Origin of the sequence: Andreprevotia chitinilytica DSM 18519, from assembly GCF_000711875.1 — a bacterium.
In the GTDB taxonomy this organism is placed as follows: domain Bacteria; phylum Pseudomonadota; class Gammaproteobacteria; order Burkholderiales; family Chitinibacteraceae; genus Andreprevotia; species Andreprevotia chitinilytica.
In genome coordinates this window covers 41,590-53,953 of the sequence record NZ_JONM01000015.1, presented here as the reverse complement: position 1 = coordinate 53,953, position 12,364 = coordinate 41,590, and the positions used below count along the sequence as shown (strand labels likewise).

At 61.4% G+C, this 12,364-nt stretch carries 10 protein-coding genes; 8 read left to right on the top strand and 2 right to left on the bottom strand.

What is annotated here, in order from left to right; translation table 11 throughout:
• Nucleotides 1-71: 71 nt before the first annotated feature.
• A complete protein-coding gene (locus tag BR41_RS16930) occupies nt 72-740 on the top strand; it encodes a hypothetical protein (RefSeq protein WP_051711222.1) in 669 nt (222 codons plus the stop codon).
• A gap of 34 nt (nt 741-774) precedes the next feature.
• Here the strand turns inward: BR41_RS16930 and gcvA are convergent, their stop codons facing one another.
• On the bottom strand, nt 775-1,689 hold the full coding sequence (gene gcvA / locus BR41_RS16925; protein WP_169741324.1) for a transcriptional regulator GcvA: 915 nt from the start codon (nt 1,687-1,689) through the stop codon (nt 775-777).
• A 109-nt stretch (nt 1,690-1,798) separates the two neighbouring features.
• Here gcvA and BR41_RS16920 point away from each other — a divergent pair, with 109 nt between their 5' ends.
• Nucleotides 1,799-2,065, top strand: a complete 267-nt coding sequence (locus BR41_RS16920; RefSeq protein ID WP_156970765.1) for a hypothetical protein — start codon at nt 1,799-1,801, stop codon at nt 2,063-2,065.
• 104 nt (nt 2,066-2,169) lie between these two features.
• Here BR41_RS16920 and BR41_RS16915 read toward each other — a convergent pair whose 3' ends face one another.
• Nucleotides 2,170-4,944, bottom strand: coding sequence for a valine--tRNA ligase (locus tag BR41_RS16915; RefSeq protein ID WP_035059369.1), 2,775 nt, complete (start codon nt 4,942-4,944; stop codon nt 2,170-2,172).
• A gap of 716 nt (nt 4,945-5,660) precedes the next feature.
• On the opposite strand from BR41_RS16915, the gene BR41_RS25450 reads away from it, so the two are divergent.
• From BR41_RS25450 to BR41_RS16885, 6 genes are all read left to right on the top strand, one after another.
• Nucleotides 5,661-6,746 (top strand): methyl-accepting chemotaxis protein, encoded by a 1,086-nt coding sequence (locus tag BR41_RS25450; protein ID WP_444541691.1) that lies wholly within the window; start codon nt 5,661-5,663, stop codon nt 6,744-6,746.
• A gap of 69 nt (nt 6,747-6,815) precedes the next feature.
• Entirely contained in the window at nt 6,816-7,184 is a 369-nt protein-coding gene (locus BR41_RS16905) for a response regulator (protein ID WP_035059368.1), read from the top strand.
• A 194-nt stretch (nt 7,185-7,378) separates the two neighbouring features.
• The gene (locus BR41_RS16900) at nt 7,379-7,702 is read left to right on the top strand and encodes an STAS domain-containing protein (protein WP_035059366.1); all 324 of its coding nucleotides are present in this window, start codon (nt 7,379-7,381) and stop codon (nt 7,700-7,702) included.
• Between the two features lie 39 nt (nt 7,703-7,741).
• Nucleotides 7,742-8,158 (top strand): hemerythrin domain-containing protein, encoded by a 417-nt coding sequence (locus tag BR41_RS16895; protein ID WP_051711216.1) that lies wholly within the window; start codon nt 7,742-7,744, stop codon nt 8,156-8,158.
• 134 nt (nt 8,159-8,292) lie between these two features.
• Nucleotides 8,293-10,473 carry a chemotaxis protein CheA gene (locus BR41_RS16890; protein ID WP_035059364.1) on the top strand — a complete coding sequence of 727 codons (2,181 nt, stop codon included), beginning with the start codon at nt 8,293-8,295 and terminating at the stop codon, nt 10,471-10,473.
• Between the two features lie 21 nt (nt 10,474-10,494).
• Complete coding sequence (locus BR41_RS16885) at nt 10,495-12,285, top strand: HAMP domain-containing methyl-accepting chemotaxis protein (RefSeq protein WP_035059362.1); 1,791 nt, start codon at nt 10,495-10,497, stop codon at nt 12,283-12,285.
• Nucleotides 12,286-12,364: the final 79 nt, after the last annotated feature.

Here is a 12,364-nt window from a genome sequence, read left to right as displayed (position 1 = left end):
CCCCCATTCAGCGGGGTAGATTAATAAAGATGTTCTTTACGCGTTTGGGGGTAGCCATCATGAATCGGCATATGTCATTGGTGCTCATCATGGCGGGTGCACTGGCAGCCGGCCCGACCGCCATCGCCGCAGACAGCGATACGGCCACGACCTCCCTCACCCAGCCGGATAACGCACGCACTGTCAGCCTCTTCACGAGCTGGAGCGGCTCCAAGAGCAATGCCACGGCCTTGGTCACCGGACTGGAGAGCGGCAGCTCGATCACCCTCACCAGCAGTACCGGTACGACCACCTCATTTACCCCAGCCAGCAAGCTCAGCCCGGGCGACACCACCATCGCGCTCGCTTTGGCGCGTGAATCGCTCCGGCAGCAAGGCATCAGGAATCCAAGCCCGGCACAAATCGATGCCGCGCTGGTTGGCGGCTCCGTCGTCAACAAAGCCGGGCAACCGGTGAGCCTGAAGGGGGTCTTGACCCAGCGTTCAAGCGGGATGGGTTGGGGCGAGATCGCCCACTCGATGGGCGTGAAGCTCGGCAGACTGATGAGCGCGCTCCACACCCATAGCCACGCTAGCCATGCCGGTCATCATGATCAGCACGGTCACCATGGCCACGCGGGCAAATCCGGCCATCACAGCCACACAGGCAAGGACGGCGATCACGGCGCCAGCCATTCATCCGGGGCCAAAGGGGTCGGTCAAGGGCATGGTGAAGGTGGCGGTCATGGTGGCGGCCGCTGAGGCGGCACAACACACCGACATATCCAGTATTGGCCTAGGCCACCGGCGGCGGCTCATCCACGCCAGCCTCCTCCCATAACCAATCGATCAACGCCTGCAAAGCCGGGCGGTACGGTGGTGGCGAGGCCGTCACCAGCCAATACGGCCACTCCATCGGCACCGTCAGGGCAAACAATTGCTTCAGCGTGCCGGCAGCCAGCTCATCCTGAATCAACATGCGCCGCGCCAATGCAATGCCCTGCCCTTCGACCGCGGCCTGCACCAGCAAGGCCGAATCGTTGTAGACGATGCCCTGCCGGGGCTCAGGCCAATCAGCGAGGCCGGCAGCATCGAACCAGCGCCGCCACGGTTCGTTATCCGAGCGCAGCAACTTCCGGCCGGCCAGATCCCCTGGTCGCTGCAAACCACCCGCCAACAACGGGCTCGCGACCACGACAAAGTCGTCGTCCATGAAGCGTTGCGCATACAGCCCCGGCCACGGCCCGAAGCCGACGCGGATCGCCAGATCGATGCCCTGCCCGGCGAGATCCTCGCGTGTTTTCGAGGCATGCACCCACAGTTCGATATCCGGGTAGCGCGCAATGAAACGGCTCAAACGCGGCGTGAGCCACTTGCCGGCAAACGAGGGCAGGCTGGTCAGCACCACGCGCGGTCGTTCCCGCTCACGCCGAATCGTTTCCAGCTCCGCACTCACGCCGCACAGCGCCTCGTTTACCTTGACCGCCAGACGCCGCCCTTCCACCGTCAGGCGCACACCGCGCCCTTCGCGCACGAACAGCGCGTAGCCCAGCTGTTCTTCCAGCGCCTTGATCTGATGGCTGACTGCCCCCGGCGTGACGAACAGCTCTTCTGCCGCCCTCGCCATATTGCTCAGGCGCGCCGCCGCTTCAAACGCACGCAAGGCCGGCAGCGGCGGCAAGCGACCGGGCGCTTTTAATGTTGAGTCCAATTCACCAATCCAATGAAAACGAATCGTTTGTGGAACACCTGTATGACGCCGAAAATCAATTCATCCATAGCGTTAGCGCGGCTATCGCATCGGCAGGGAGAGGTGAATCATGTTGAACAATTCGACAGTAAATTCGATGGTGAATGATTTGCAGGTAGCAATGCAAGCCCTGCCGGCCGGGCGGGTCATCGTGAGTGACGCAGCAGGTATCGACGTAATCGAAGGCTTGTTGTGGATCACCGATGACAGCAATCAGGACTTCGTGCTGCAGCCTGGCGAACAACATCGCGCTTGCGGGCGGATGGTGATCGAGGCGCTTGCACCGGCACGCATTGCTTTCACCCTCCACCGCCAACCCGCCCCACAAGCGGCGTGAAGCGTGCTGGCTGCGGAACCTGCCCGACCCGGACTTGATCGAGCGGACGTAAAAAAGGCCATCCCTCGGGACGGCCCTTTTTACATATCAGCTGCACATCAGCATCAACGCAGTTTGTCGAGCTGCGCCTGCAATTTGCCCAGCTTGTCTTCCAGCTCAGCCACTTGCGCACGATCCTTCTCGACCAGATGCGCCGGGGCCTTGTCGATGTAGCCCGGCTTTTCCAGCTTGGCCTTCACCTTCTGCAAACCGTCGTCGGTCTTGGCGATTTCCTTGGTCAAGCGGGCCGATTCCGCCGCCTTGTCGACTTCGACCTTGAGCATCATGCGGGCCGATGGGGCTACCGCAACCGGCGCATCGTCTTCCGGCAGCTTGGCGACGAGGTTGACTTCGGACAGCTTCGCCAACGGCACGAGGTAGGCGGAGAACTTGGCTAGCGAGGCATCGCCCTCCAGGAACATCGGCACCTTCTGCGCCGGGCTCAGGCCCATTTCGCCACGCAGATTACGTGCGGCGAATGCCAGGGCTTTCAGCGTTTCCACGTCGGCATTGGCAGCGGCATCGATCTTCGATTCATCAGCAATCGGCCACGCGGCGATCATCAGCGACTCGGTGTTCTTCTTGCCGGCGAGCGGCGCAACGACTTGCCACAACTCTTCGGTAATGAACGGCATGATCGGATGGGTGAGGCGCAGGATCACTTCCAGCACGCGGATCAGCGTCAGGCGCGTGGCGCGTTGCTGCGCCGGCGTGCCGTGCTGGGTCGAGACCTTGGCCAGCTCGATATACCAGTCGCAATACTCGTTCCAGACGAACTCATAGATGGCGTGTGCGGCGAGGTCGAAGCGGAAGGTATCGAGCGCCAGCGTGACGGCCTTCTCGGCCTCTTGCAGCTTGCCGATGATCCAGCGATCCGCGAAGCCGTACTCCAGCTCGGCCCCCGGCTCCATGCCGCAATCCTTGCCTTCCACATTCATCAGCACGAAGCGGGTGGCGTTCCACAGCTTGTTGCAGAAGTTGCGGTAGCCCTCGCAGCGCTTCTGGTCGAAGTTGATCGAGCGGCCCAGCGACGCCAGCGAGGCAAAGGTGAAACGCAGTGCATCCACGCCATAGGCCGGGATACCGTCCGGGAACTCCTTCTGCGTCTTGGCAGCGACTTGCGGGGCCTTTTCCGGGCGGCGCAGGCCGGTGGTACGTTTTTCCAGCAGCGGCTCGAGCGCAATGCCGTCGATCAGGTCGACCGGATCGAGCACGTTGCCTTCGGACTTGGACATCTTCTGCCCTTCGCCATCGCGCACCAGGCCGTGGATATACACGTGCTTGAACGGCACCTTGCCGGTGAAGTGCTTGGTCATCATCACCATCCGGGCGACCCAGAAGAAGATGATGTCGTAGCCCGTCACGAGCACGCTGGATGGCAGGAACGCCTTGAGTTCATTGGTCTCGTTCGGCCAGCCGAGCGAGGAGAACGGCACCAGCGCCGAGCTGAACCAGGTATCCAGCACGTCGTGATCGCGGGTGAGCGGCTTGCCGCCAGATTGAGCGAGCGCTTCGGCTTCGGTGCGCGCCACGTAGACTTTGCCGTCCGCGTCGTACCACGCCGGAATCTGGTGGCCCCACCACAGCTGGCGCGAGATACACCAGTCCTGAATGTTCTTCAGCCACGCGTTGTAGGTGTTGATCCAGTCGCCCGGCACGAACTGCACTTCGCCGGTTTCAAACACTTCCAGCGCTTTCTCGGTGATGCTCTTGCCGGTTTCGTCCGGCTTGCTCATCGCCACGAACCACTGGTCGGTCAGCATCGGCTCGATCACCGAACCGGTACGGTCGCCGCGCGGCACCATCAGTTTGTGTTTCTTGATCTCGGCCAGCAGACCCAGCGCTTCCAGATCGGCGACGACCAGCTTGCGGGCTGCGAAACGATCCAGCCCTTGATACTTGGCCGGCGCGTTCTCGTTGATCTTGGCATCCAGCGTCAGGATGGAGATTTGGTCAAGCTTGTGGCGATGGCCGACGGCGTAGTCGTTGAAATCGTGGGCTGGCGTAACCTTGACCACGCCAGTGCCGAATTCCTTGTCGACGTAATCATCGGCAATGATCGGAATCTCGCGGTCGCACAGCGGCAGTTTGACGGTCTGGCCGATCAGGTGGGCGTAGCGCTCGTCTTCCGGGTGCACCATTACGGCGACGTCGCCGAGCAAGGTTTCCGGACGGGTAGTGGCGACGGTCAACTGGCCTTCACCGCTGCTGAGCGGGTAGTGGATGTGCCACAGGTGGCCATCTTCTTCTTCGGAGATCACTTCCAGATCGGAGACCGCCGTGCCCAGCACCGGGTCCCAGTTCACCAGCCGCTTGCCGCGATAGATCAGGCCTTGTTCATACAGGCGGACGAACACTTCGCTCACGCAGCCCGACATCTTGTCGTCCATCGTGAAGTATTCGCGGCCCCAATCCACCGAGGCGCCCATGCGGCGCATCTGGCCGGTGATGGTGTCGCCCGATTGCTGCTTCCATTCCCACACTTTCTCGATGAAGGCAGGGCGGCCCAGCGCGTGGCGGTTGACGCCGGCCGCATCCAGCTGGCGCTCGACGACGATCTGCGTCGCGATGCCTGCGTGATCGGTGCCGGGCAGCCACAGCGTGTTGTCGCCACGCATGCGGTGATAGCGGGTCAGGCCATCCATGATGGTCTGGTTGAACGCATGCCCCATGTGCAGCGTGCCGGTGACGTTCGGCGGCGGCAGCTGGATGCAGAACGACGGCGCGTTCATGTCCATGCTCGGGCTGAAATAGTTGGCGCTCTCCCAGCGCGGGTACCAGGCGGCTTCGATGGCGGCGGGTTCAAAGCTCTTGGCTAGTTGTTCCAGGGCGGTGCTCATGGGCTGGGCTCGAAAAATACGATACAAAACCGGCAATTATACAGGCCAGCCCCAAGAAGTGACTGTTCACGATCTTTCAAAGTTATGCGCCTGCGGCGCAGTGTAAAGACGTTACAGCGGGAGCCCGTCCCGCGGCCGGGGAAGGGACTTTGTCTCGCCAAAGCCCCCTCCACCCCAAAGGCGACCCCCGCTGGGCGGTCCTCCGGACTACCCTCGGTCGGTCGCGAGCCTAAGGTCTCGCGACACTCCCTCGGCGCTGAGCGAAAGGGGAGGAAAAGCCCCAGTGCCACCATGGTGACAACAAAAAACGGCAACTGCGTCCTCAGCAAGTCGTTCGTAGGGCGCAATCCCCGCAGGGCATTGCGCCGCATCTGTTCACTGAGGCGACTTCTCAAAAGATCGTAAACCGGCTCTCAGCGATCCAGATTCGCCCCGGATCTGTCAGAAATTCTTCATATGCACTTGGAATTTCAGACAACTCTGATATAGGCTTACAAAAACCGTGAATGCACCATTGAAGTGCATACGGCAATTAGCCGGCAATCCAAATGGGTACACGCTCCGCAGCCCACTGGGTATTGCAACCGCACAAAATAAAACCGGGCTCACGCTTGCATCTGCCTACTGATTTGTTTATTCAAAAAGTAAGCCCCATTCCGAGCAAATAACCCTTTCCGCTTAACTTTTACTGGCCTTGATTTGTGAAACCGAACCGCTTGTTACTGCTTCTGATTAGTACCATCAACCTGGTACTGGCTGCCCTGCTCGCTTCAACGTGGTGGCAAGGCCTGATTCTGGGTTTGGTGGTCGCCGTTGCGCTGTGGTTCGTGGCCGGCAGCAATGCCGCTGCCCGCACGGAGCAGGAACCCGTATTCGAGGTCGCCCCCAAGGAAGAACCTCACGTCAACCTGCCGGTATTGATGCACGGCGTGCTGCCGCTGTGGAAACGCAATGTCGAACTGGCCCGCAGCCAGACCACCGAAGCCATCGACAACCTCGCTATGCGCTTTGCCGGCATCAACCAGCGGCTGGGCAGCGCCGTGGCGCTCGCAGCCGGTGGTGAGAGCAGCCATGTGCTGCAGGTGATCCATACGTCCGAGACGCAGCTGGGCGGCATCGTCACCGCGCTGGAACAAGTGCTGGCCGCCCGCGAAACGCTGCTGCACGAGCTCGAAGGACTGGGCAAATTCAACGAAGAGCTGAAGCAGATGGCGACCGATGTGGCGCAAATCGCCGGCCAGACCAATCTGCTGGCCCTCAATGCCGCCATCGAAGCCGCCCGCGCTGGCGAGGCCGGCCGGGGTTTCGCCGTCGTCGCTGACGAAGTCAGAAAACTATCCAATATGTCCGGCGATACCGGCAAACGCATCAGCAGCAAGATCGAATCGATCAACCAGACCATCCACGGCGCGCTGGTGTCCGCCTCCAACCTGTCGCAAGAAGAAGCCCGCATGATCGGCGAATCGAAATCGGTGATCGGCGAAGTGCTGGCCGGCTTCCACCAGGTGGTCGTTCAGCTCGGCGATACGGTCGGCCGGCTCGAAACCGAAAGCCGCGCCGTCGAGCACGAAGTGCAGGATGTGCTGGTCAACCTGCAGTTCCAGGACCGGGTCAGCCAGATTCTCGATCACGTCCAGCGCGACATCGCCAAACTCACCGATCTGCTGGACCGCAACCAGACCCTGCCGGACAAGCAACTCTGGCTGGCCGAGCTGGAACGCACCTACACCACGATGGAGCAGCGCCAGGTGCATAGCGGCAAGGCGGCGGCCGCCGTGCAATCGCAAGTCGATTTTTTCTGATTTTTTCATGATGGCACCAACACCCGATACCAATAACAACAGCCACAACAGCAAGAGGGAGCAACACCAATGGGCAAGACAATCCTGATCGTCGATGACTCGTTCAGCATGCGCCAGACCGTCGGCATCGCACTCAAGAGCGCCGGTTACGACGTGGTGGAAGCCTCGGATGGCAAAGATGCCCTCTCCAAACTCGATGGCCGCAAATACAACCTGATCATTTCCGACGTGAACATGCCGAACATGGATGGCATCAGCTTCGTCAAGGCCGCCAAGCTGCTGCCCAATTACAAGTTCACGCCGATCATCATGCTCACCACCGAAGGTGATGAAACCAAGAAGCAGGAAGGCAAAGCCGCTGGCGTGCGCGCCTGGGTGCTCAAGCCGTTTCAGCCGCCGGTGCTGCTCGATGCGGTTGCCAAGTTGATCATGCCTTAGTTCTTTCTCCCCTCGCCCATTTATGGGAGAGGGGTCGGGGGTGAGGGGGCTAACAGAGAAAGCTGCAGGTGGCACCGCCCTCACCCCCAGCCCCTCTCCCGCAAGCGGGCGAGGGGAGAAAACACCGTCCGCAAGAGATTGCGAGCAAGCGCAGAAACCCGACCGATGTGCCCTGACCGCTTCAGGAGACGCCGATGCCGATTTCCGAACAAACCCGAGATGGCCACCCGCTGGCGCTGTTGATGGGCGGATTCACCATCTTCGAGATCGCCGAGTTGAAAGACGCGCTGCTGCACGCGCTGCACATGGCGCCGGATACGCTGGAAATCGATCTGTCCGGGGTCGAAGAGCTCGACACCTCCGGCGTGCAGGTGCTGCTGCTGCTCAAGCAAGAAGCGGCACGCCTGCAAAAGAGCGTGCACTACAGCCGCCACAGTCCGGCCGTCCTCGCCGTGATCGATCTCTTGAACCTTGCCGGCACGCTCGGCGATCCGGTCTTGATGCCGAACGGCAGCTAGACGACCTCCCCTACGGCCCTTAGCGACAAGGAGCACGTCATGGACATGAGTTCGTTTTATCAGGAGCACGCCGATCTGGCGGTGATCGTCACGCGCCTGAAAGGACACATCGCCAAGCCCATCACGGGCAGCGGCGAGCTAGCCGCCGTGATTGCCGGCGATCTGACGCAGCTCAGCACCAAGCTCAACCTGCATCTGGGCAAAGAGGACTTGTATCTCTACCCCAGGCTGCTGAAGTCGGCCGGCCCGGAAAAAGCCCTGGCCGAAGCGTTTCAAAAAGAAATGGGCGGACTGAAAGAAGCCTATGGCGCATTCAAAACGCGCTGGGGCAACGCCCAATCGATCGCCGCCGAGCCGGACGTCTTCATCCGTGACGCCAAGGCCGTGATCCAGGCGCTGGAAACACGCATCAAACGAGAGAACACCGAGTTGTACAAGGCGGCAGAAAAGATCTGACCGGGGCGGGGCATTGTCCTCGCCAAGCAGATCGTTCTGGCCGCCCGATACGCCTGAAAGCCGCAACCACACCCGCAAGCCTCATCGGCGGGATGGCTGCACGGCAGGCGTCGACACACGAACGGGGGCTTGGCATGGATATGGACATGGCGCGTGATGCGCTGGTGCAAGAATCGCGAGAATTGCTGGCAGCGATGGAAAACGCGCTGCTGGAGATCGAAGCCGAAGGCGTCAATGCCGAGGCCGTCAACGCCATCTTCCGCGCTGCGCATACGATCAAGGGCTCGGCCGGGCTATTCGCCTTCAACCTCATCGTCAGCTTTACCCACATCGTCGAAAGCGTGCTCGACCGGGTCCGCAACAACGAGCTGACCGTCGACGATGCGATGCTCTCCCTGCTGCTCAATTGTGGCGACTACATCGGCGCGCTGGTCGATGCCATCGAGCACAAACGCGAGAACGACGAGCCGAACATCGCGCGGCGTACCGAGCTGGAAAACGCGCTCAACGCCTATCTCGAACCACCCGCCACCACCGTCACGGTCACCGCCGCCGAAGCGGAAGAAAGCCCGGTCGAAGTCGAAACCGGCCACCGGGTCGGCAGCGACAACTGGCACTTGTCATTGCGCTTTTTGCCGGACGTGCTGCGCAACGGTCTCGACCCGATTCCCTTCCTGCACTACCTCGCCGCGCTGGGCCGCATCGTCTATCTGCACACGCTCACCGATGCCATGCCGGTGGCCGAATTGATGGATGCCGAATCGTGTTATCTCGGTTTTGAAATCGACTTCCAGACCGAGGCCGACCGCAAGACCATCGAAGGCGTATTCGAGTTCGTGCGCGACGACGCCCACATCCGCATCCTGCCGCCGCACAGCAAGATCGACGAATACATCGGCCTGATCAACACCATGCCGGACCCAGGCCGGCTGGGCGAAATCCTGGTTGCCGGCGGCGCGTTGACGCAGCATGAGCTGGAACAGGTGCTGTCCGAACAACAGGAAAAGGCCATCGGCCAGAAGCCGATCGGCGCGCTGCTGGTCGAGCATCAGGTGGTGCCGGAGGCAGTCGTCACCGCCGCGCTGTCACGCCAGAAACAGCACGAAGACAAGAAAGCCCACGAGCAGAAGTTCATCAAGGTCGAGGTCTCCAAACTCGATGCGCTGATCGATCTGGTCGGCGAGCTGGTCATCGCCGGCGCGGCGGCCACCGTCGTCGCCCAACGCAAGAAGGACAGCACGTTCGAAGAAGCCTCGCAGACCATCTCGACACTGGTCGAGCACATCCGCGATGCCGCGCTGACCTTGCGCATGGTGCCGATCGGCGAAGTGTTCCAGCGTTTTCCGCGTGTGGTACGCGATATCTCCCGCGAGCTGGGCAAGGAAATCGAGCTGGTTGTGACCGGCGCGGATACCGAACTCGACAAATCGATGGTGGAAAAACTCTCCGACCCGCTGATGCATATCGTGCGCAACGCGATGGATCACGGCATCGAAGCCACCGACGCACGCGTCGTCGCCGGCAAATCGCCCGGCGGCACCCTGCGCCTCAACGCCTATCACGAATCCGGCAGCGTGGTGATCGAAGTCTCCGACGATGGGCGCGGCCTGAATCGCGAGCGCATTCTCTCCAAAGCCATCGAGCGCGGCCTGGTCTCGCCGGACCAGATTCTCACGGAGAGCGAAATCTACCGGCTGATCTTCGAAGCCGGCTTCTCCACCGCCGAGCAAGTCACCAACCTGTCCGGCCGTGGCGTGGGCATGGATGTGGTGAAGAAGAACATCGAATCGCTGCGTGGCGATGTGGAAATCCTCAGCGTCGAAGGCCAAGGCACCACGGTGCGCATCCGCCTGCCGCTCACGCTGGCCATCATCGATGGCTTCCAGGTCATGGTGAGTGACGCGGTGTTCGTGATCCCGCTGGAAATGGTGATCGAGTGCGTCGACCTCTCCAGCCACGAAGCCCGCCACAACATCGTGAAACTGCGTGGCGAGCCGTTGCCCTTCGTACGGCTGCGCGAGTTGTTCGAACTGCCGCTCTTGCAGCACTCGGAACGCGAAAGCCTCGTGGTCGTGCAATACGGCCAGCAACGCGCCGGCCTCGTCGTCGACCGCTTGCTGGGCGAATTCCAGGCGGTGATCAAGCCGCTGGGCGAGCTGTTCCAGAACACCAAGACCCTGAGCGGCTCGACCATTCTCGGCGACGGCCGCGTGGCCCTGATCCTGGACGTCGCCCATCTGATTCAACAAGCGTCACATCTGCCAACTCATTTACCGGCAAGCAAGACGGCCGGCCTGCTTTCCAACCAGAAATAACCTCTATCCGGGGAGATCATCATGGGCGGACTTTTGCGTTTTCGGCTGAGCACCAAGTTACTGGTCGCATTTCTCGTCTCGTCGCTACTCACGCTGTTCATCGGCGTGTGGGGCGTCAGCAGTATCCAGAAAGTGGCGGCCGGCGGGGAAGACATCTACGTCACCAACCTGCTGGCGATCAGCAATCTGGGCCGGGCCAATATCGCCCTGATCTCGCATGCCCGCACCACCGTTCGCCTGATGAGCCAGATCAAGAAACCGGACGACTTCAACGCCGGTATCGAACGCATGGGCACCTACCTGACCAACTTCAACAAATACTGGGAGGTCTACTTCAAGACCCGCCCCTCGGTGCGGGAAGACCAGCTGCGCGCCGAGTTCAAGGCCCTGCTGCCCGAATACCTGAAGATGACCGATACCGCGATCAAGCTGATGAAAGCAGGCGACGTCAACGAAGCCACCAAGCTGGTCAACGGTGATTTGCGACTCCTGGTCGGCAAGCTCGACAAGACGCTCGACGACATCACCACCGACAACGAAAAGCAGGCCGAAGAAGCCAACCAGCAGAACCAGGCCACCGCCGCCAGCGTGCGCACGACCAGCATTGCCGTCATTGCCGGCGCGTTCACCCTCTCGCTCATCCTGGGCCTGCTGCTGACCCGCAGCGTGACCCGGCAAGTCGGCGGCGAACCGTATGAAGCGGTGGGCATCCTGCAACGCGTGGCCGAAGGCGATACCTCCGTCAACGTACAGATCAGGGCGGGCGACACCACCAGCGTGCTCTATAGCGTGCAACAACTCATCACCCAGTTGCAGACCGCCTCCGGCATTCTGGCGCAAGTCGCCAAGGGCGATCTGACCGCGCAGATTCCAGTGCGGTCAGGCGACAGCATCAGCATCCTGTTCCACATCAAGCAGATGGTCCGGCAACTCAAGCGCGTGATCAGCGAAGTCGGCAGCTCGGCCGGATCGCTGGCCGCCGCCTCCGAACAAATCTCCGCCTCGGCCCAATCCCTGAGCCAGAACGCCTCCGAACAAGCGGCCAATGTCGAGGAAACCAGCGCCGCGGTCGAGGAAATCACCTCCACCGTGTCGCAGAACGCCGAAAACGCCCGCGTCACGGACGGCATGGCCAGCAAGTCGTCTGGCGATGCGGTTGAAGGGGGAGATGCGGTCAAGCAAACCGTCACGGCCATGCGGCAGATCGCCGGCAAGATCGGCATCATCGACGACATCGCCTACCAGACCAACCTGCTGGCGCTGAATGCAGCCATCGAAGCCGCCCGGGCCGGTGAACACGGCAAGGGCTTCGCCGTGGTGGCCGCCGAAGTGCGCAAACTGGCCGAACGCAGCCAGATCGCCGCGCAGGAAATCAGCACCGTCGCCACCGATAGCGTGACGCTGGCCGAACGCGCCGGCACGCTGCTCGATCAGATGGTGCCATCGATCCGCAAGACCGCCGATCTGGTACAGGAAATCTCCGCCGCATCCCGCGAGCAAAGCTCCGGGCTGGCGCAAATCAACACCTCGGTCACGCAACTGGCGCAAACCACGCAGATGAACGCCTCGGCCTCCGAAGAGCTGTCGGCCACATCCGAAGAAATGAGTTCTCAGGCAGCGCAGCTGCAAGCCTTGATCGGCTACTTCCGGGTGCAGGCCGACGAGCGCACCCAGCCGGTCGGCCAGACGGAAAAATCGAAATCAGTGCGCACCGCACCGAAGGGCGCCTACGAGCCAGCAGAAAAGCAACACGTGCTGACGCTGGATTCGGGCGATGAGGAGATTGATGAGGCTGCGTTTGCGCGGTTTTGAGCTAGAGCTGCGGCCAAAGCTTCTTGCTCCCCTCGCCCGCCTGCGGGAGAGGGGCTGGGGGTGAGGGTGCTTGCAAAGG